This window comes from Isoptericola sp. NPDC019571, assembly GCF_044389385.1.
Lineage (GTDB): Bacteria > Actinomycetota > Actinomycetes > Actinomycetales > Cellulomonadaceae > Isoptericola > Isoptericola nanjingensis.
Map to the genome: position 1 here is coordinate 49285 of NZ_JBIRXZ010000004.1, position 18139 is coordinate 67423.

The window sequence follows — 18139 nt, forward strand, 5'->3', positions numbered from 1 at the left end:
CCGTGCCGCACGCGATCGCCGACGACTCCGCCGAGATCGCCTACCAGGTGCGGGGCGACGGGCCGCCGCTCGTGCTGCTGGCCGGGCAGGCGAACTCCCACCGCTGGTGGGACCCGGTGCGCGCCGGGCTCGGCGCCGGGCGCCGCACGATCACCCTGGACTGGCGCGGCACCGGAGCGTCCGGCCCCACGGACCGCGAGCTCACCACGCGTCGACTCGCGGGCGACGTCGCCGCCGTCCTCGACGACCTGCGCGTCGAGCGCGCCGACGTCTACGGCACGTCGATGGGCGGCCGCGTCGCCCAGTGGTTCGCCGTCGACCATCCGCACCGGCTCGGGCGGCTCGTGCTGGGCTGCACGACGCCGGGCGGCGCGCACGCCGTCGAGCGCTCGCTCGAGGTGCGCCGCGCCATGGTGCAGCCCGACCGCCGCGCCGCCCGGCGCGCCCTGCTTGACCTCATGTACACGCCGGCGTGGCTGGCCGCGCACCCCGGCCCGACGACGGTCGAGGGCGACCCGTCGATGACGCCGCCGGCGCGGCGCGACCACCTGCGCGCCAGCGACGGCCACGACGCGTGGGACGCCCTGCCGCGGGTGCTGGCGCCCACCCTCGTGCTGCACGGGGCGGACGACGTGCTCGCCCCCGCGGTGAACGCTGACCTGCTCCGGCGGCGGATCCCCGGCGCGCACGTCGAGGTGCTGCCCGGCCTGCGGCACGCGTACTTCCACGAGGGGGAGGCCGTCGCGACGCCGCTGGTGCGCGAGTTCCTCGGGTGATCCCTCCGGCGAACCCCTGAGCCGGCCCTGAGCCTGGCGTCCTCCCCGGGTCGTACGCGCCGACCGTGAGGTTCCGCTCCGAGGCCGACGACGCCGCCGCCTGCGCGTTCGTAGCGTCGAGGGCATGACGCAGCACGAGAACCACCACGACCAGCGCAGCACCCACCGCGCCGACGTCTCGACCGTCACCACGTCGCCCGTGCGCCGCTACCGCGGCGTCGGCGTGCTGGCGCTCGCCTCCGTCGTCGCCGTCACGACGACGGCGTGCGGCGCCATCTCGGAGGCGCTGCAGGACCGGAGCTCCGGCCACACCAAGGCGTTCACGTACGACAGCGGCGCGGACGGCAAGGCCGACGAGGGGCTGCCCTCCTGGGTGCCCGACGACGCCTCCGACGTCCGCGGCGCCTTCCGCACCACCGGCGACGAGATGATCCTCACGATGGACGCCGAGGTGACGGCCCTGCCGACCGACTGCACGTCCGTCGACGCCGACCACCCGCTCGTCGCGAAGCCCGCGCGCGGCACCCTCACCGCCGACGACTACCGGACCGGCTCGACGCTCGAGGCGGGCTGGTGGACCGCCGGCCAGGAGCAGGACGCCTCGCTCCAGTGCGGCCGCTGGTGGGTGGGCGCGAAGGACGGGGCCCTGTTCGCGTTCACCCCGGAGCTCAAGGCCGTGCAGATCGAGGACCAGCCCGACCCGGCGTGACCGGGACGACGCCACGGGCCGGCCGAACTTCACCCGCCCCCGGTCGTCCGGGCAGCGGCGTGGACGGGACGACGGACGGATCCTGGAGAGGTCCGGCACCCTCGTGGCGGCTCCCCACGCCCGGGGACCGGCGGTCACAAGGGAGTGGAACGGCGATGGTCACGACTCGACGCGGGTTCTCCAGCTTCTCGGTGGACGACCTCGACGCGGCACGCAGCTTCTACGCGGACACCCTCGGGCTCCGCGTCACGACCCTGGACGAAGGCATGGGCCTGGTGCTCCACCTCGACACGAGCTCCCCGGTGTTCGTGTACCCCAAGGAGGACCACACCCCGGCGGCGTTCACCGTCTTCCACCTGGCCGTGGACGACGTCGACCCGGTGGTGGACGACCTCGTCGCGAAGGGCGTGAGCCTGGAGCGCTACGAGGGCTTCGACCAGGACGAGAAGGGCGTCGCCCGAGGCTTCATGGAGGGCGGCGACGGCGCCTGGTTCACCGACCCGGCGGGCAACGTCATCGGTCTGATGGACGGCGAGGGGGTGCGGCAGCTCCTCGACGAGGTCGGCGGCTGACCTCCACGGCGAGCCACCGCACCACCCCCGCCGTCGTCGTCACTCGACGGTGACGGACTTCGCGAGGTTGCGCGGCCGGTCCACGTCCTCGCCGAGGGCGACGGCCGCGTGGTAGCCGAGCAGCTGGGTGGGGATCGTCAGCAGGATCGGGTCGAGCTCCACCTCGTTGCGCGGCACCTCGATGCGCGCCGTCGCGGCGTCGCCGAGCTCGACGCCCGGGTGCGTGATCGCGACGACGGCGCCGCCGCGGGCGCGGATCTCCTGCGCGGCGGTGATGTTGCGCTCCAGCAGGTCGTCGGCGGGCATGATCGCGACCGTCGGCAGCTCCGGGCTGATGAGCGCGAGCGGCCCGTGCTTGAGCTCGCTCGTCGGGTACGCCTCGGCGTGCCGGTAGGTGATCTCCTTGAACTTCTGCGCGCCCTCGCGCGCCACCGGGTAGCCCCGCACGCGGCCGATGAAGAACAGGCTCGGCGCCTCGGAGAGCTCCTTCGCCGCGGCGGACAGGTCCTCCTCGTCGCCCAGGATCTGCGCGATCTGCCCGGGGATCGCCCGCAGGCCGGCGATGATGCGCTTGCCGTCCGCGAACGACAGGTCGCGCACGCGGCCCAGCGCCAGCGCGAGCAGCGCGAACCCGACGCCCATGTGCGTGAGCGCCTTGGTCGACGCGACCGCCACCTCGGGCCCGGCGTGCAGGTAGATGCCGCCGTCCACCTCGCGGGCGATGGAGGACCCGACGGCGTTGACGAGCCCGACGACGGTGCCGCCCTTGCGCTGCACCTCGCGGACGGCGAAGAGGGTGTCGGCGGTCTCGCCGGACTGGCTGACCACGACGTACAGGGTGCTGGGCTCGATGATCGGGTTGCGGTAGCGGAACTCGCTCGCGGGCTCGGCGTCGGCCGGGATGCGCGCCAGGTCCTCGATCATGGACGCCCCGAGCTGGCCCACGTAGTACGCGGAGCCGCAGCCGAGGATCTTCACGCGGGCGAACCGGCGCATCTCGCGCGGGTCCAGGTTGAGGCCGTCGAGCTTGGCGGTGCCGAACCGGTCGTCGAGGCGGCCGGACAGCATCCGCTCCACCGTCTCAGGCTGCTCGTGGATCTCCTTGTGCATGAAGTGGGCGTGGCCGCCCAGCTCCAGCTCCTCGACGGTGAGGTCGATCGTGACGGCGTCGCGCGCCGTGTGCTCCTCGTCGTTGGTGAAGGTGCGGAACCCGTCGGCCGTCACGGAGGCGAAGTCGCCGTCGTCGAGCAGCACGACCTGGCTGGTGTGGCGCACGATCGCCGCGGCGTCCGAGGCCACGAACATCTCGCCGTCGCCGACGCCGAGCAGCAGCGGCGAGCCGTTGCGCGCGACGACGACGCGGTCCGGGTTCTGCACGTCGGCCACCGCGAGGGCGTAGGTGCCGTCGATCTGCGCGACGGCGGCGCGCACGGCGTCCTCGAAGCCCAGCCCGGCCGCGAGCTCGCGCGCCACGAGGTGCGCGATGACCTCGGTGTCCGTGTCGGAGGTGAGCTCGACGCCGTCGGCGGTGAGGCGCGAGCGCAGCGCGTGGAAGTTGTCGATGATGCCGTTGTGCACCACGTGCACGCGGCCGTCGAACGAGGTGTGCGGGTGGGCGTTGCGCTCGCTCGGCTCGCCGTGCGTCGCCCAGCGGGTGTGGCCGATGCCGACGGTGCCGGCGAGGCGCGCGGGCAGGGCGGCCTCGAGGTCGCGCACGCGACCCTTGGCGCGCACGACGCGCGACGGGTGCGCGCTGGAGCGCGGGTTGAGCACGGCGATGCCGGCCGAGTCGTAGCCGCGGTACTCCAGCCGCGTGAGGCCCTCGACGAGGACGGGTGCTGCCTGCTGGGGGCCGACGTAGCCGACGATTCCACACATGGGTCTGGGTGCTCCTAGCCGTAGGTGTTCAGCCGTAGATGGTGCGACGGACCTGGCGCTCGCTGAGCTCCGGCGCCGCGACCAGGCGGTCGCGGAGCTCGGCGGCGATCTGCGCGTAGATCTCCTCGTTGCGGCGCCCATAGGTGCGCAGCGACGCGTGCCGACGCCGGACGTACTCCTCCACCGGTTCGCGGTACCAGGCGAGGACGTCCTCGACGACGCGTTCCGCCTCGGCCGGGGAGAGCCCCGTGGAGGTCGCGATGCGGGCGACGAGATCGACGTCGGTCACCGGGACATCATGCGCCCCGCCGCCCCGACATGCCAGATCCTGCCCGAAATCGGGCAGGATCTGATCCGAGGGCCACGGGCGTCACAGCGTCAACTCGCCGGCACCGTGCCCTCCATGGCCTCCTGCGGCGTGACCGACCCCGGCGGCGCGCAGGTCACGTCGTACAGCCTCCGCCCCGGCAGCCGATAGTCGGCCGGGTTGCCGGGCGAGTGCTCGTGCACGACGGCGGCCCCGACCCGGACGTGCTCCACGCAGGCCGCGGCACCGCACGTGGAGCAGCTCGCCACCGCCACCGTCTCCCGACGGTCGCGCATGGCGCACTCGTAGCAGTTCATCGCACTCCTCCTTCCCCACGGGTCACGGCCTGCCCTGCGGGCGCCGGTCGAGGAGGGTCGGCGGGCGTCAGCGCCGGGCCGTCGGCGGCCCCGCGGTGATCCAATCGATGCCTCCACGGTAGGACGGCGCCCGCCCGCTCGCGGTGACCTGGGTCACACCCGGGTCGCGCGTCACGCCTCCCGGACGGCGTCCCCGTAAGCGTCCGCGAACCGCTCCAGCTGGTCGAGGAAGGCGCCCACGTCGGCGCCGAGCACGGCGAGCCCGTCGGCGTACGCGCCGAGCGCCCGGCCGGTCGCCTCCTCGAACCGGGCGAGACCCTCCTCGGTCGGCTCGAGGAGGCGGGCCGACCGGCCGGGCGCGGTGAACCGCCGCAGCAGCCCGGCCGCGAGCGCCCCGTTGACCTGACGGTTGACCGTGGACTGCTCGAGCCGCAGCGCCTCGGCGATCTCCCGCAGCGTGCGGGGCCGGCCGTCGGAGAGCAGCCACAGGAGGCGACCGTCGGCGGTGCCGAGCGGGCTGCGGTGCTCCGCGAGGCGGCGGTGGAGGTCGAGCCGGAAGAGCAGGCCCGCGACCCGGCGGTCGTCGGTCAGCCCGGCAGGGTCGGACGACGAGGGCGACGGCGCGGACGACGGTGTCACGGTCGGCATCGGGATCCCTTCGGAGGGTTGACGCTGGTCGATATGCAGGTAGCATACACACAGTCTTATGTAAGTTACACATTTGAGGTGTGCCGTGAGCTCTTCCCCGTCCCCCGCCCCCGACGCGCCGCCGCGCACCGATCGGCGGGCCGTCGCCGTCGTCGTGGTCGTCTGCTTCAGCAGCCTCTGCGCCGCGCTCATGCAGTCGCTCGTCATCCCGATCCAGAGCGAGCTGCCCGAGCTGCTGTCGACGTCGGCCAGCACGGCGTCGTGGGTGGTCACGGCCACGCTCCTCGGCGGCGGCGTCGCGATGCCGGTGACCGGCCGGCTCGCCGACCTCTACGGCAAGAAGCCGGTGCTCGTCGTCTCGGCCGCCGTGCTGGTGGTCGGCTCGCTGGTCTGCGCCGTCTCCGACTCCGTGGGCCCCGTGCTGGTCGGCCGGGTGCTGCAGGGCGTCGCGATGGGGTACATCCCCGTCGCGATCAGCATGGTCCGCGAGATCGCGCCGCCGCACCTGCGCAACACCGCCGTCGCGGGCGTCAGCGCCACGCTCGGCGTCGGCGGCGCGCTCGGTCTGCCCCTGGCCGCGTGGATCGCCCAGGACTTCGACTGGCACATGCTGTTCTGGGTCTCCGTCGTCCTCGCCGTCGTCATGACGGCCCTCACCGCGACGGTCGTGCCGCACGTGCGCGACGCCCACCCCGGCCGCCTCGACGTGGTCGGCGCGATCGGGCTGGCGATCGGCCTCGTGGGGGTCCTCGTCGGCGTCTCCAAGGGGAACGACTGGGGCTGGGGCGCCGCGAGCACCCTCGGCATGGTCGTGGGCGGCGTCGCCGTCCTGCTGCTGTGGGGCTGGTACGAGCTGCGCCACGACGACCCGCTGGTCGACCTGCGCACCACCGCCCGCCGTCCCGTGCTGCTGACCAACCTCGCCGCCGTCCTCATCGGGTTCGGCATGATGGCGCAGTCCATCGTCGTGCCGCAGCTCCTCGAGATGCCGGAGGCCACCGGCTACGGCCTGGGTCAGACGATCCTCGAGGCGGGCCTGTGGATGGCCCCGGCGGGCCTCATGATGATGCTCTTCACGCCGGTCTCGTCCCGGCTGCTCACCCGGCTCGGCGGCCGCAGCACCATGGCGATCGGCGCGGGCGTGCTCGCGCTTGGCTACGTCGTCGCCGTCTTCCTCATGGACGCGCCGTGGCAGCTCATGCTCGCCTCGTGCGTGGCGTCCGCGGGCGTCGGCATCGGGTACGCGGCGATGCCCACGCTCATCCTCACCAACGTGCCGGCCGCCGAGTCGGCCGCGAGCGTGGGGCTGAACAGCCTCATGCGCTCCATCGGCACCACCGTGGCGGGCGCCGTCATGGCGATCGTGCTCACGAGCCGGACCACGGTGCTGGCGCCGGGCACGCCACCCATCCCCACCGGCGGCGCGTTCCAGCTCTGCTTCGTCATCGGCGCCGTCGCGGCGGCCGTCGGCGCGGCGATCGTGCTGTGCATCCCGCGGCAGCGCAGCGGGCAGGAGGAGGGTCGGCACCTGGCCGCCGTCCCCGACGCCGACGACGAGCCCGCCCTGGTGGGCTGAGCCGCGAGGGCGCCACGCACGCCCCGGCCGTGCCACCCGACCGAGGTGTCCGGTCCTCGACCTCGCGCCGGGGACCGGACCTTGTCGGCATCGGTCGGGCGAGGGGTCAGGCGGGAACCTTGTCGAGGAAGCCGCGAACGTCGCGGATGCGCCGGTCCGCGTCGACCACGAGCACGTCGAAGCCGATCACGACCGGCTCTTCGCCGGCCGGTCCGAGGCCCCACCGGAAGCGGACCTGCTGATGGTGAGCATCGATGTCGCCCACGGGGGTGAACACGAACCCGGGGAACTGAGCCTGGACGGCCTGGATGGTCGTCTCGACCGCTTCGCGGCCCTGCGCCTCGGCGAGCGGGTCGACGTAGGCGCAGTCCTCGGCCCAGTGGCTGGTGAGGAGCTCGGCGCGGGCCGACGTGTCGGTGGCGTTCCAGGTGTCGAGGTAGCGGGTCACGATCTCGTTCATGGCGTCTTCCCTTCTCGAATGACGTTGCACCCGAAGGTTCGCCGCTCGTCGGACGTCCGGTCGATGACCTCTGAGGTCATGGTGCCCTTCGACGGGTGCTGCCTACGCTCCTCTCATGACCTCGACGGTGATGGCTCCCTCGGTCGGCAACGAGCTGCGCCGCTGGCGTGAGCTGCGATCCTTGAGCCAGCTCGCGCTCGCCAACCAGGCGCAGGTGAGCACCCGGCACGTGAGCTTCATCGAGAACGGAAGATCCCGGCCGACCCCGGAGATGATCGTCCGGCTGGCCGAGGTGATGCGGGTACCCATGGGCGAGCAGAACCGCCTTCTGCTCGCGGGGGGCTTTGCTCCCCGTTACCCGCACCGTGCGACCGACGACGAGGCGCTCGCGCCGGTGATGGCCGGGTTGCGGTCCTTGCTGGACGCCCACGCGCCGTACCCGGCGTTGCTCCTCGACGACCGTTGGGACGTGGTCGATGCCAATCGACCCGTCGATGCGCTGGTCGCCGGCTGTGACCCGAGGCTGCTCGAGCCCCCGCTGAACGTGATCCGACTCTGCCTGCATCCGCAGGGGCTCGCTCCACGCATCCGCAACCTGCCCACCTGGCGCGAGCACCTGCTTCACCAGCTCGAGCAGCGCATCGCCCGCACCGGCGGCGACCACGACCTGGTCGCGCTCCGAGAAGACGTCATCGGCTACCCCTGCGACGACGGCGAGCCCCCCACCCGACCGTCGGGCGACCCGGTCGTCCCGCTGGAGATCGAGGCCGGTGGGGAGGTGCTCCGGATGTTCAGCGTGGCCAGCCAGATCGAGGGCGCCTCCGACGTCACCCTCCACGGTCTCCACCTTGAGACCTTCCTGCCTGCCGACGACCGCACCCGGCAGCTCCTGAACCCCTGACGCCCGCCGCACCACCCCTCGGGGAGACGGGCCCTAGGCCCCGGCGACCGCCACGACGGTCACCAGGACCACCACGACGGCGATGCCCGCCGCCGCCACGACGTGCACCGCGGGGCGGCGGCGCAGCACCGCGACGAACTCGCGCAGGTAGGCGCTGGGGAAGAAGTAGCCCGCCGTCGGCGCCCCCACCGCGTGCACGTCGAGGCCGAGGTCCATCGCCTCCATGGCCGCCCGCGGCGCGTGATAGTTGTTCGTCGCGACGAGGTACGGTCCGTCGGTGCCGTGCTCCCGCAGCACGGCGACGCCCAGGGTGAGGTTCTCGCGGGTGGTCCGCGCCCGGTCCTCCACGAGCACGCGGTCGGCGGGCACACCGTGGTCGACGAGCCACTCCCCCATCGCGACGCCCTCCGGCCGGTCCTCGTCCGCGCCCTGCCCGCCGGAGGGGACGATCGGCACCGGGACGCCGTCGGACCCCAGCCGGTCCGCGGCGTCCCGACCGGCCGTGAGGCGGGCCGCGAGCAGCGGCGGCACCCGGCCGCCCACCACCTTGGAGCCCAGCACGATGACGCCGCGGGCGGGCACACGGGCCGCGTACCGGCGGTACAGCAGCGTCTGGGTCACGAACCCCAGGAACACGAACCCGAGCCACGCCGTACCCATCGCCAGCCCCACGACCAGCCCGATGGTCCAGGGCACCCGCAGCAGGAACGGCGCGGCGGCGACGAACGGCGCGGCCAGCATGGCCACCCCGACCAGCAGCGACAGGAGGTTGCCGAGGCTGCGGCGCTCGCGGCGCACCATCGTCAGCCCGTTGGCCACCAGGAAGACGGGCAGCACCAGCAGCCCCAGGCCGAGGACGCCGAACAGGAGGAGGCTGAGCCATCCCATGGCCGTGGTGCCGCCGGGCACCAGCGCGACGAGCTGCCCCAGCAGCCCCACGCCCGTGTAGACGACGGCGAGGGCGAGGAACCCGTTGCGCAGGCGGCGCCGGTCCACCCGCAGCGAGTGCACCAGCCAGGCGACCCACAGGCCGCAGATCACCGCCGAGACGACGACGGACCAGACGGTGGCGTTGACCTCGGCACTCACGTCCGCAGGATAGGGCGGACCGGCCGCGATAAAGCCTGGGTGCGCGTGGCGCGTCGTGGTCGGATGCGGGGATGACCTCACGCATCTCGCACACGACGTTCGACTGCCGCGACGCCTACGCCCAGTCCGAGTGGTGGAAGCAGGTGCTCGGCTACGTCGACGTGCCGGGCGACCCCAACCTGCCCGGCCACGAGGAGTGCATGATCGTGCCGCCCGCCGGCCACGACGCGCCCGCCGAGAGCCACGGGCACCTGCTGTTCATCGAGGTGCCGGAGCCCAAGACGGTGAAGAACCGCGGCCACCTCGACCTGCGTCCCACCGACCGCACGCAGGCCGAGGAGGTGGAGCGCCTGCTCGCCCTCGGCGCCACGCAGGTGGCGGACCGTCGCAGCCCCGAGGGCCAGGGCGGCTGGGTGGTGCTCGCCGACCCGGAGGGCAACGAGTTCTGCATCCTGCTCAGCGAGCCCGAGCGGGCCGCGGTGCTGGCGGCCCGGGAGGCGTGACCCGGGGGCGCGGCGCGGCGGCGCGGGCGGCGAAGGCCGCCACGACGAGCAGCACGACGACGGCGAGCATCGCGAGCCGCAGCCCCAGGTGCTCGCCGAGGAAGCCGAGCAGCGGCGGGCCCACGAGGAACGCGAGGTAGCCGCTGGTGGCGACGGCGCTGACGCGCTCGGCGCCGCGCTCCGGGTCGTCGCCCGCCGCGGAGATCGCGACCGGGAACCCGAGCGAGGCCCCGAGGCCCCACAGCGCCACCGCGACGCCCGCCACCACCGGGCTCGGCGCGAACACCACGGCGAGGATGCCGGCGATCGCGCACACGGCGCTCACGGACAGCACCGCGGCGCGGCCGAACCGCTCGACCACCGGCCCGCCCGCGAACCGGCCCACCGTCATCGCCGCGGCGAAGCCGGCATAGACCAGCGACCCGTGCGTGGCCGACATCCCGTGGCCGTCGACCATGAGCAGGGGCAGCCAGTCGTTGGCGGCACCCTCCGCGAACGCCATCGCGAGCACGACGACGCCGATGAGCACCAGGCGCCCGTCGCGCCACACGCTGGGGCGGCGCTCGCGTGGGGCGCTCTCCCCCGCCTCCCGGACCTCCTCGCGCCCCGTGCCCGCCGGGATGCCCGGCATCGCCCAGGCCACGAGCGCGGCCATGACCGCCGCCATCGCGAGCAGGTGCCACACCACGGGGAAGTCCAGCGCCGTGAGCGCGATGCCCACGAGGGCGCCGACCACGGTGCCGAGGCTGAAGCTGCCGTGCAGGGCGGGCAGCACCGGCCGCCCGGACTCGACCTCGAGGGCCGCGCCCTCGATGTTGAGGCCGATCTCGCCGAGCCCGCCGCCCAGGCCCACGAGCAGCAGGCCGGCGAACGCCCCCGCCGCGAGGCCCGCGGCGGCGGCCAGGCCGATGACCACGACGCCGGCCACCACCAGGAGGGAGCCGACGAGGATCACCGGGCGGGCGCCCCGGCGGCGCACGACGGGCCCCGCCGACAGCACGCCCGTCATCGAGCCGACGGACAGCCCGAAGAGGACCAGCCCCATCCCCGCCGTGGAGGCGCCGAGCGCGTCCCGGACGTCGGGCGTGCGCGTGATCCAGGACGACATGCCGAGCCCGACGAGCAGCGTCAGCGAGAACAGCGACAGGCGGCGGCGGTTCGGGTCAGGCACGGGTGATCCTCTCGACGGCGTCGGCCACCAGGCCGGCGTCGTGCGGCCCCCCGTCGCCCCGCTCGTCTGGACGGTCGAGGGCGCGGTGCAGGACGAGGCCCTCGACGAGTGCATCGAGCAGGCGGGCCGTCGTCGGGTCGAAGTGTCGTTCGAGCGCACGGCGCGACCGCGCCATCCATGCGTTCGTGATGTCGCGGAACGACGGCTCGCGCGCCGCGAGCGTGTACAGCTCGTGGGTGAGCACGAGGTCGCGGCGGGTGGTGGACAGGTCGGTGACGAGGCCGACCACCGCCGCCCGCGCCTCGTCGGGGCTGGTGGCGCCCGCGAGTCGTCGCTCGAACTCGTCGCTCCCCGCGTGCGCGAACCGGGTGAACGCCTCGCGCAACAGCTCGTCCATGCCGGTGAAGTGGTAGGTCATGGAGCCGAGCGGCACGTCCGCCGCCTGGGCGACCCGGCGGTGCGACGTCCCGCTTACGCCCGCGGCGACGACGACGTCGAGGCAGGCGTCGATGATCCGGTCGCGCCGCCCAGGGTCGGTCCGGCGTGCGCGGCGCTCAGCCACGCGGGGCGTCCTCCTCGATGCTGCGGACCACGCGCGCAGGGTTGCCCACCGCGACCACGTTCGCCGGGACGTCACGCGTGACGACGGAGCCCGCTCCGATCACCGAGTTGTCGCCGATGGTGACGCCCGGGCAGACGATGACACCACCACCGAGCCACACGTTGTCGCCCAGCGTGATGGGCTTCGCGGCCTCCAGCTTGTCGCGGCGCGGCGTGGGCTCGACGGGGTGCGTCGGGGTCAGGAGCTGCACGTTGGGGCCGATCTGGCAGTCCTCGCCGATGACGATCGGCGCCACGTCCAGCGCGGTGAGGTGGTAGTTGACGAACGTGCGCGCGCCGACGTGGAGGTTCTCCCCGTAGTCCACGAACAGCGGCGGCCGGACCACCGCGCCCTCCCCCAGTGTGCCGAGCAGGTCGGCGAGGATCGACCCGGCGGCCGCCGGGTCGCCCGGCGCGGTCCGGGCGTACTCGTCCTGGAGCCGGGCGGCGCGCTGGGCGCGTCGTTCGATCTCCGGGTCGTCCGCGATGTACAGGTCACCGGCGATCATGCGCTCGTGGTTCGTGCGCGAGTCACCGGCGAAGTGGTCGGTCGTCATGCGTACGATCGTACACAGTGCTCCCGGCCCGCCCGACACCGGTGGCAGCCGACCGGGAAGTCGCTATCGTCCCTTTCGTGAATCCGACTCTCGTGCTGGTCCACGGCGCCTTCGCCAACTCCTTCTCGTTCGCGCCGCTGCAGGCGGAGCTCGCCCTGCGGGGCCTCCGCTCGCTCGCCGTCGACCTCCCCGGCCACGGGTTCGCGGCCACGTTCCCGGTGGAGTACCAGGCGCCGCAGGATCTCGCCGGGCTCGCGACGGCGCCCGGCGCGATCAAGGGCGTGACCCTCGCGGACAACGCCGCGCACGTGATCGGGGTGCTCGAGCGGGTGCGCGAGCACGGGCCCGTGGTCCTCGTCGGGCACAGCCGTGGCGGCGTCACCGTGACCGCGGTCGCGAACGCCCGCCCCGACCTCGTCGACCGGCTCGTGTACGTGTCGGCGTGGGCACCGGTGGACCTCGACGTGGGCGACTACTACGCCGAGCCGGAGATGGCGTCCTTCGACCCGGCGGCGGTCGCCGGCGCCGCGGCGGCGAACCCCGCCGACGTCGGCCTGCTGCGCTGCAACTTCCGCACCGCCGACCCGGACGTGCTCGCCGGCCTCAAGGCCGCGTTCCTCGCCGACGGCACCGACGACGAGTTCCGCACCTTCCTCAACAGCTTCCAGCCTGACGAGAACCTCGACGTCGGCACCTCGGACGACCGGGCGCAGGCCGCCACGTGGGGCACCCTGCCGCGCACCTTCGTGCGGCTCACCCACGACGCGAGCATGCCGCTCGCCATGCAGGACCGGATGATCCGCGAGGGCGACGCGCTGACCCCCGACAACCCGTACGACGTGCGCGACCTCAGCTCGAGCCACCTGGGATGGCTGGTGCACCCGGCCCCTGCCGCCGACCTGCTCGCGGAGGTCGCGTCGCGCTGAGCGGCGGGTGCAGCACCAGCACCACGACGATCACCACCATGATCAGGGCGGTGAGGGTGACGGGCACCGGGATCACGGGGTCGCACAGCACCAGCAGCGCGCCCACCGGGACCACCGTGTTGACGACACGGTCGGCGTTGTCACGGATGGCGAGCCACCAGACGCCCAGCACGAACACGGCGATGGGGATCGTGACCGTGAACGACGCCCCGACGTCGGACAGCGCGGTGTGCCCGGTGAGCGCGTCGATCTCCACCTCGATGCCGGCGGAGAACGCGCCCGCGGCGGCGAAGACGAAGTAGTGCACGTAGCCGTAGCGCAGCGACCGCGACAGGCGGGCGTCCTCCCCCAGCGCGCGGTGGTGCGGGGGCCAGAAGTAGATCCACCACAGCGCGGCCGTCACGACGACGGTCAGCACGGCGATCGAGATCAGGGACCCGAGGTCCTGCTCGTCGTGCAGCGCCTCGATGATCGCGTTGGACGACGCGAGCAGGCTCTCGCCGAGCAGGATCAGGGTGAACAGGCCGTACCGCTCCGTGATGTGGTGCGGGTGCCAAGGGGTGCGGCCGCGGCGCTCGGCGACCACCGGGACGGCCAGCTCGGCCGCGGCGAGCACGACCCACGCCGCGCCCTGCCAGCCCGGGGGCAGCGCGAGGAAGGCCAGCCAGCAGAGCTGGACGACGGCGATGCCCGCGGCATAGGCGCGCGTCGCGGCGCGGGTGGGTCCGTCCGTGCCGGACGCGCGCAGCCACTGCGCGATCATCGCCACGCGCATGAGGACGTACCCGGCGACGACGACGGTGAAGTCGCCGTCGACGAACACGCTCTCGATCCCCGCGGCGAGCACGAGCACGCCCGACATCTGCACGATCGTCAGCACGCGGTAGAGCCAGTCGTCGGTGTCGAACGACGTGGCGAACCAGGTGAAGTTCATCCACGCCCACCAGATCGCGAAGAACACCATCCCGTACGACAGCAGCCCGCTCCCGACGTGCCCCTCCGTGAGGGCGTGGTGCAGCTGGACGGACGCGACGCTCACCGCGACCACGAAGACCAGGTCGAAGAACAGCTCCAGCGGGCTCGCGGTGCGGCCCGGCTCGTGCGGGTCGCGGGCGGCCATGCGTACCAGGCGGGACCGCGGCGGCGTCTCGGGCGTGCTCACGCGAGCCATCGTGCACCCGTCGTGCCCGACGGGCCACGGGTCGCGGGCCCGGCTACGCTGCCGGGGATGTTCTCGGACCGCAGACGTCGGCGCGCCGCGCGCCGGATCAGGCCCGGGGACGGGCACGCCCTGCAGCGCTTCCGGTGGTGGCAGCCGCTGTCCCGCGCCCTCTTCCACCTGGACCTCGTGGGCGACGGCGGCGTGCCCGAGCGGTGGTCGGTCGACGTGCGGCTCTGGGGCGACTCCGACGACGGCGACGTGCGGGCCCGGCTCTACCGCGACGGCGTGCACGCCGCCACGTCGCGGCTCCCCGCCGAGCTCCCCGTCACCGGCGGCGTCGTCCAGGTGGCCACCAGCAGCTACGGGCTCCGCCGCTGCCACTACGTGACCCCCGACGGCCGCGAGCGCCAGCTCGCGCCCGACCCCGCCTCCGCCGAGGGGCGCCGCGCCCGCCTGGAGCGCGACCGCCCCGGCCTGAGCCGCGGCATCGGGGCGGTCGCCTGGGTCGTCCTCGCGGTCGCGCTGGTGCTCGGCGTCCCGCAGATCGTCGAGCAGATCTCGCAGGTCCCGCCCGTCGCCGAGCGGTTCGGCGCGTTCACCTCGCCGGTCCGGCTGCCCGCGGGCCTCAACGTCGCGCTCCTGGTCGCGACGATCCTGGCGAGCACCGAGCGCGCGCTGCGCCTGCGCTACCACTGGCTGCTCGACGGCGGGCTGTTCGAGGGCGACGACTGACCGCGGGGAGATCCTGCGGAGACACTGCGAAGCGATCGATACCTATTGACTTTCGATAGGTAAGGGCGGCACTCTCGTCGCCATGTCCCGCACCCAGCGCCTCGTCGGACCGCTCCGCGGCCTGCTCGTCGCCGTCTTCGCCGCCCTCGTCGCCACCCAGTTCGCCGTGCTGCCCGCCGCGTTCGCGCGGATGGCCGACGAGTCCCCCGACCTCGCTCCCCTACGCTGGCCGCTCCTCGTGCTCGCCGTCGTCGGCCTCGCCTGCGTCGAGGCGGTCATCGTGTGCACGTGGCGGCTGCTGACGATGGTGCGCGACGACCGGATCTTCTCCGACCACGCGATGGTCTGGGTCAACGGCATCGTGGCCGCCGTGGCCGGGGCGTGGCTGCTCGTGCTGGTGGCCTTCGCGCTGCTCGTCGCCGCGGAAGGGCTGGCGGGGCTGGCAGCGCTGCTGCTCGGGGTGCTGCTCGTGGGCGCCGCCGTCGGGCTGCTGATGGTGGTGCTGCGCGCGCTCCTGCGCCAGGCCACCGAGCTGCGCACCGACCTCGACGGGGTGATCTGATGCCGATCGTCGTCCGCCTCGACGTGGAGCTCGCCCGGCGCAAGCTGAGCGTGGGCGAGTTCGCCGAACGCGTGGGGCTCACGCCCGCCAACGTCGCCGTCCTCAAGAACGGGCGGGCCAAGGCCGTCCGCTTCGCCACCCTCGAGGCCATGTGCCGCGTGCTCGGCTGCCAGCCGGGAGACCTGCTGGAGTGGGTCGACGACGAGCCCGACGGGGGTGCGCACGATGCGGGCTGACGTGCTCGTGGTCGGGGCAGGGCTCGCCGGGCTGTGGACGGCGACGGAGCTCGCGCGGCACGGGCACGACGTCGTCCTCGCGGACCGGCGTACCCGCCTCGACACCACCGTGCGCACCACCGGCATCTTCGTGCGCCGCACGCTGGAGGACTTCGACCTGCCGCCCGAGCACCTCGGGCCGCCGGTCCGGCGGATGGTGCTCTACCCGCCGTCGCACCGGGACCCCGTCACCCTCGACAGCAGGCACGACGAGTTCCGCGTGGGCGACATGGCCGCGCTGTACCTGGAGCTGGCCGCGCGGGCCGCCGTCGCGGGCGTGCGGATCGAGCTCGGCACCCGCTACCTCGGCTCGCGCGGCGACGTGCACCTGCTGCACGGTCCTGGCGGCCCGGTCGAGGCGCGCGCGACGTTCGTCGTCGGGGCCGACGGCGCCCGGTCCGCCGTCGCGCGGGAGCTGGGCCTCGACCGCAACCGCGAGCTGCTGGTCGGGGCGGAGGAGGTCTTCTCCGTTCCGCACCGGGCCGGCGTCGTGCCCGCCTTCCACTGCGTGCTCGACCCCCGCCTCGCGCCCGGGTACCTCGCGTGGGTGCTCGACGACGGCCAGCACGCGCACGTGGGTGTCGCCGGGTATCCCGACCGGTACCCGCACGGCCTGCGCGACGCGCTGCGCCGCTTCGCCGCCACGGCGCCCGGCCTCGCGGGCGCGCCGGTGCCCGACGCCGTCGAGCGGCGCGCCGGCCCTATCCCCGTGGGCGGGCTGCTGCGCCGGATCGCCGGGCCGCGCGGCCTGCTCGTGGGCGACGCCGCGGGCGCCGTCTCGCCCCTCACGGCGGGCGGCCTCGACCCGTGCCTGCGGCTGTCCGCGCACGCGGCCGACGTCCTCGACCGTGCCCTGCGCACCGGCGACAGGCGCGAGCTCTCGCGGTACGACGGCGCGGCGCTGCGCGCCCGGTTCCGCGGGCGGCTCACGATGCGCCGCGGGCTGTCGCTGGTGCGTACGCCCGCCGTCGCCGCCGCGGGCGTCGCCGCGCTGCGCACCCCGCCCGGTCGCGCCGCCGCCCGGCGGATCCTCTTCGGGCACGGGTCGTTCCCCGATCTTCACCCTGTCACCAAGCCACAGTTAAGGCTAGCGCGCTAGGCTTAACTGTGGCTTGGTGAAGGGAAGGGTTGACGTGTCCGCCGACGAACGCACGTTGTGGGTGCGAGAGGTTCAGGAACCTGACCTCGGTGCCATGCGGTCGGCCGACCGGCGTGGCGGCGCGTACCGGCGCTACTTCCCGGTCGGGTTGGACCTGCGGATGGCGCCGTTGCTGGACGCCGACGCTCTGGAGGCCATCACCGACGTCTCCGCCGGCATCGCCCGCACCGCCGAGCGGCTCCGCGCTCGACCTCAGCCGATCCTCTACGCGACGCTGGTGCGCTCCGAGTCCATCTCCTCCTCGTGGGTGGAAGGGCTGCGCGAGACTCCTCGGAACGTCATGGTCGCCCAGCTCAAGGACCTGGATCCCGGCCTGGAGGGCCATCAGTTCGACCGGCTCGACACCGCCCACGCCATCCTCGGCAACCTGAACTCCGTGCGCGACGGCGTGGAATCTCTCCGCGACCCGTGGGACGACGTGTCGGTGCACGACATCCACCGTGCCATCGCGCCGCACGTGCACAAGGGTGGGTACCGCGAGGTCGACGTCCAGATCGGCGGTTCGTCGAAGCTGACCGCTTCCTACGTCGCGCCGCCGGCCGAGCGCGTGCCGCCGCTCATGGGCGACCTGCTGGACTACGCCAACCGCAGCCCGGACAGTCCGCTGGTCAAGGCAGCGCTGATCCATGCCCAGTTCGAGACGATCCACCCGTACGAGGACGGCAACGGACGCACCGGGCGCGTGCTCGTGCACGGCTACCTCGCCCGCGCCGCCGTGCTCGAGCGGGGCGTGCTCCCTCTGTCCGTCGTGCTGCGCCGGGACACCGACGAGTACGTCCGCCGCCTCACGGACTTCCGGCACGGAGACCCTGCCGACAGGTCCGAGGCGGTGAGCCAGTTCGTCGCCTACTTCGCCGACATCCTGGCCGATGCCTGCGACGAGACCGAGCGCATCCTGACCGAGGCTGCCGAGGTGCAGCACGACTGGGCCGGGCAGGTGTCCCGATTCCGCTCCGACTCGAAGGTGCACGACGCCCTGCGCATCCTTGCCGAACAACCGGTCGTCACCGCCCGCTACCTCCAGCGGGCCCTCGGAACATCCGGGGTCACGGCCCGGAAGGTGATCGACAACCTGCTCGACGCCCAGATCCTGGAACCGTCCGGCGGCCGGTTCCGGCGCTCGGAGGTCTACCAGGCCCCGAGCCTGCTGCGGATGATGGACCGCCTCGTTCCTGGCATCCAGCCCACCGTCCTGCCGACCCCCCGCCCCGCACCGCGGCGCCCGGGTTCCTCCGGGCCCGGTGCGGGGCTAGGTTGAG

22 protein-coding genes are annotated in these 18139 nt (G+C 73.7%); 12 read left to right on the forward strand and 10 right to left on the reverse strand.

Annotated elements, in window-relative coordinates; genetic code table 11:
* Positions 1 to 2 precede the first annotated feature (2 nt).
* From ACH443_RS08415 to ACH443_RS08425, 3 genes are all read left to right on the forward strand, one after another.
* Positions 3 to 776 carry an alpha/beta fold hydrolase gene (locus tag ACH443_RS08415; protein ID WP_430590034.1) on the forward strand — a complete coding sequence of 258 codons (774 nt, stop codon included), beginning with the start codon at positions 3 to 5 and terminating at the stop codon, positions 774 to 776.
* A 124-nt stretch (positions 777 to 900) separates the two neighbouring features.
* A complete protein-coding gene (locus ACH443_RS08420; RefSeq protein WP_430590035.1) occupies positions 901 to 1485 on the forward strand; it encodes a hypothetical protein in 585 nt (194 codons plus the stop codon).
* A 155-nt stretch (positions 1486 to 1640) separates the two neighbouring features.
* Positions 1641 to 2057, forward strand: coding sequence for a VOC family protein (locus ACH443_RS08425; protein ID WP_429762910.1), 417 nt, complete (start codon positions 1641 to 1643; stop codon positions 2055 to 2057).
* Positions 2058 to 2096: 39 nt separating this feature from the next.
* Here ACH443_RS08425 and glmS read toward each other — a convergent pair whose 3' ends face one another.
* From glmS to ACH443_RS08445, 4 genes are all read right to left on the reverse strand, one after another.
* Positions 2097 to 3935, reverse strand: coding sequence for a glutamine--fructose-6-phosphate transaminase (isomerizing) (gene glmS, locus ACH443_RS08430; protein ID WP_429762909.1), 1839 nt, complete (start codon positions 3933 to 3935; stop codon positions 2097 to 2099).
* A gap of 28 nt (positions 3936 to 3963) precedes the next feature.
* On the reverse strand, positions 3964 to 4224 hold the full coding sequence (locus tag ACH443_RS08435) for a hypothetical protein (RefSeq protein WP_429762908.1): 261 nt from the start codon (positions 4222 to 4224) through the stop codon (positions 3964 to 3966).
* A gap of 89 nt (positions 4225 to 4313) precedes the next feature.
* Complete coding sequence (locus tag ACH443_RS08440; protein WP_429762907.1) at positions 4314 to 4559, reverse strand: DUF2180 family protein; 246 nt, start codon at positions 4557 to 4559, stop codon at positions 4314 to 4316.
* Between the two features lie 171 nt (positions 4560 to 4730).
* Positions 4731 to 5207 (reverse strand): MarR family winged helix-turn-helix transcriptional regulator, encoded by a 477-nt coding sequence (locus ACH443_RS08445; protein ID WP_430555557.1) that lies wholly within the window; start codon positions 5205 to 5207, stop codon positions 4731 to 4733.
* 85 nt (positions 5208 to 5292) lie between these two features.
* Between ACH443_RS08445 and ACH443_RS08450 the strand changes: the two genes are divergently transcribed.
* Positions 5293 to 6783, forward strand: coding sequence for an MFS transporter (locus tag ACH443_RS08450; RefSeq protein ID WP_429762905.1), 1491 nt, complete (start codon positions 5293 to 5295; stop codon positions 6781 to 6783).
* A 106-nt stretch (positions 6784 to 6889) separates the two neighbouring features.
* Here the strand turns inward: ACH443_RS08450 and ACH443_RS08455 are convergent, their stop codons facing one another.
* Positions 6890 to 7243 carry a nuclear transport factor 2 family protein gene (locus tag ACH443_RS08455; RefSeq protein ID WP_429762904.1) on the reverse strand — a complete coding sequence of 118 codons (354 nt, stop codon included), beginning with the start codon at positions 7241 to 7243 and terminating at the stop codon, positions 6890 to 6892.
* A gap of 115 nt (positions 7244 to 7358) precedes the next feature.
* On the opposite strand from ACH443_RS08455, the gene ACH443_RS08460 reads away from it, so the two are divergent.
* Positions 7359 to 8144, forward strand: a complete 786-nt coding sequence (locus tag ACH443_RS08460) for a helix-turn-helix domain-containing protein (protein WP_429762903.1) — start codon at positions 7359 to 7361, stop codon at positions 8142 to 8144.
* Positions 8145 to 8177: 33 nt separating this feature from the next.
* On the opposite strand, the gene ACH443_RS08465 is transcribed toward ACH443_RS08460, so the two are convergent.
* Positions 8178 to 9233 carry a YdcF family protein gene (locus ACH443_RS08465; RefSeq protein ID WP_430590036.1) on the reverse strand — a complete coding sequence of 352 codons (1056 nt, stop codon included), beginning with the start codon at positions 9231 to 9233 and terminating at the stop codon, positions 8178 to 8180.
* Between the two features lie 71 nt (positions 9234 to 9304).
* Here ACH443_RS08465 and ACH443_RS08470 point away from each other — a divergent pair, with 71 nt between their 5' ends.
* On the forward strand, positions 9305 to 9736 hold the full coding sequence (locus ACH443_RS08470) for a VOC family protein (protein WP_430555560.1): 432 nt from the start codon (positions 9305 to 9307) through the stop codon (positions 9734 to 9736).
* Here the strand turns inward: ACH443_RS08470 and ACH443_RS08475 are convergent.
* The 3 genes from ACH443_RS08475 to ACH443_RS08485 are packed head-to-tail and all read right to left on the reverse strand — an operon-like array spanning position 9690 to position 12064.
* Positions 9690 to 10907 carry an MFS transporter gene (locus ACH443_RS08475; protein WP_430590037.1) on the reverse strand — a complete coding sequence of 406 codons (1218 nt, stop codon included), beginning with the start codon at positions 10905 to 10907 and terminating at the stop codon, positions 9690 to 9692. The two genes, ACH443_RS08470 and ACH443_RS08475, sit on opposite strands and share 47 nt — an antisense overlap.
* Positions 10900 to 11469, reverse strand: coding sequence for a TetR/AcrR family transcriptional regulator (locus ACH443_RS08480; protein WP_429762900.1), 570 nt, complete (start codon positions 11467 to 11469; stop codon positions 10900 to 10902). The genes ACH443_RS08475 and ACH443_RS08480 overlap by 8 nt, the downstream gene beginning before the upstream one ends.
* Complete coding sequence (locus tag ACH443_RS08485; protein ID WP_429762899.1) at positions 11462 to 12064, reverse strand: sugar O-acetyltransferase; 603 nt, start codon at positions 12062 to 12064, stop codon at positions 11462 to 11464. Before ACH443_RS08485 ends, ACH443_RS08480 begins: the two co-directional genes overlap by 8 nt.
* A gap of 77 nt (positions 12065 to 12141) precedes the next feature.
* Here ACH443_RS08485 and ACH443_RS08490 point away from each other — a divergent pair, with 77 nt between their 5' ends.
* Positions 12142 to 12990 (forward strand): alpha/beta hydrolase, encoded by an 849-nt coding sequence (locus ACH443_RS08490; RefSeq protein WP_430590038.1) that lies wholly within the window; start codon positions 12142 to 12144, stop codon positions 12988 to 12990.
* Here ACH443_RS08490 and ACH443_RS08495 read toward each other — a convergent pair.
* Positions 12914 to 14161: a low temperature requirement protein A gene (locus tag ACH443_RS08495; protein ID WP_430590039.1), complete on the reverse strand. Its 1248-nt coding sequence runs from the start codon at positions 14159 to 14161 to the stop codon at positions 12914 to 12916. The genes ACH443_RS08490 and ACH443_RS08495 overlap by 77 nt on opposite strands.
* A gap of 57 nt (positions 14162 to 14218) precedes the next feature.
* Between ACH443_RS08495 and ACH443_RS08500 the strand changes: the two genes are divergently transcribed.
* The 5 genes from ACH443_RS08500 (at position 14219) to ACH443_RS08520 (ending at position 18138) form a co-directional block, all read left to right on the forward strand.
* On the forward strand, positions 14219 to 14884 hold the full coding sequence (locus tag ACH443_RS08500) for a hypothetical protein (protein WP_429762896.1): 666 nt from the start codon (positions 14219 to 14221) through the stop codon (positions 14882 to 14884).
* An 82-nt stretch (positions 14885 to 14966) separates the two neighbouring features.
* The gene (locus tag ACH443_RS08505; protein WP_430590040.1) at positions 14967 to 15446 is read left to right on the forward strand and encodes a DUF2975 domain-containing protein; all 480 of its coding nucleotides are present in this window, start codon (positions 14967 to 14969) and stop codon (positions 15444 to 15446) included.
* Positions 15446 to 15682: a helix-turn-helix domain-containing protein gene (locus ACH443_RS08510; protein WP_429762894.1), complete on the forward strand. Its 237-nt coding sequence runs from the start codon at positions 15446 to 15448 to the stop codon at positions 15680 to 15682. Before ACH443_RS08505 ends, ACH443_RS08510 begins: the two co-directional genes overlap by 1 nt.
* A complete protein-coding gene (locus ACH443_RS08515) occupies positions 15672 to 16820 on the forward strand; it encodes an FAD-dependent oxidoreductase (RefSeq protein ID WP_429762893.1) in 1149 nt (382 codons plus the stop codon). Before ACH443_RS08510 ends, ACH443_RS08515 begins: the two co-directional genes overlap by 11 nt.
* 94 nt (positions 16821 to 16914) lie before the next feature.
* Positions 16915 to 18138 (forward strand): Fic family protein, encoded by a 1224-nt coding sequence (locus ACH443_RS08520; RefSeq protein WP_430590041.1) that lies wholly within the window; start codon positions 16915 to 16917, stop codon positions 18136 to 18138.
* The last annotated feature ends 1 nt before the right edge of the window (position 18139 follow it).

What these genes read in the sequence shown, in the direction of transcription:
- ACH443_RS08420 (WP_430590035.1), top strand. Translation starts at nt 901, where the DNA reads ATGACGCAGCACGAGAACCACCACGACCAGCGCAGCACCCACCGCGCC.
- ACH443_RS08425 (WP_429762910.1), top strand. Translation starts at nt 1,641, where the DNA reads ATGGTCACGACTCGACGCGGGTTCTCCAGCTTCTCGGTGGACGACCTC.
- glmS (WP_429762909.1), bottom strand. Translation starts at nt 3,935, where the DNA reads ATGTGTGGAATCGTCGGCTACGTCGGCCCCCAGCAGGCAGCACCCGTC.
- ACH443_RS08440 (WP_429762907.1), bottom strand. Translation starts at nt 4,559, where the DNA reads ATGAACTGCTACGAGTGCGCCATGCGCGACCGTCGGGAGACGGTGGCG.
- ACH443_RS08445 (WP_430555557.1), bottom strand. Translation starts at nt 5,207, where the DNA reads ATGCCGACCGTGACACCGTCGTCCGCGCCGTCGCCCTCGTCGTCCGAC.
- ACH443_RS08455 (WP_429762904.1), bottom strand. Translation starts at nt 7,243, where the DNA reads ATGAACGAGATCGTGACCCGCTACCTCGACACCTGGAACGCCACCGAC.
- ACH443_RS08460 (WP_429762903.1), top strand. Translation starts at nt 7,359, where the DNA reads ATGACCTCGACGGTGATGGCTCCCTCGGTCGGCAACGAGCTGCGCCGC.
- ACH443_RS08470 (WP_430555560.1), top strand. Translation starts at nt 9,305, where the DNA reads ATGACCTCACGCATCTCGCACACGACGTTCGACTGCCGCGACGCCTAC.
- ACH443_RS08485 (WP_429762899.1), bottom strand. Translation starts at nt 12,064, where the DNA reads ATGACGACCGACCACTTCGCCGGTGACTCGCGCACGAACCACGAGCGC.
- ACH443_RS08495 (WP_430590039.1), bottom strand. Translation starts at nt 14,161, where the DNA reads ATGGCTCGCGTGAGCACGCCCGAGACGCCGCCGCGGTCCCGCCTGGTA.
- ACH443_RS08500 (WP_429762896.1), top strand. Translation starts at nt 14,219, where the DNA reads ATGTTCTCGGACCGCAGACGTCGGCGCGCCGCGCGCCGGATCAGGCCC.
- ACH443_RS08505 (WP_430590040.1), top strand. Translation starts at nt 14,967, where the DNA reads ATGTCCCGCACCCAGCGCCTCGTCGGACCGCTCCGCGGCCTGCTCGTC.
- ACH443_RS08510 (WP_429762894.1), top strand. Translation starts at nt 15,446, where the DNA reads ATGCCGATCGTCGTCCGCCTCGACGTGGAGCTCGCCCGGCGCAAGCTG.
- ACH443_RS08515 (WP_429762893.1), top strand. Translation starts at nt 15,672, where the DNA reads ATGCGGGCTGACGTGCTCGTGGTCGGGGCAGGGCTCGCCGGGCTGTGG.
- ACH443_RS08520 (WP_430590041.1), top strand. Translation starts at nt 16,915, where the DNA reads ATGCGGTCGGCCGACCGGCGTGGCGGCGCGTACCGGCGCTACTTCCCG.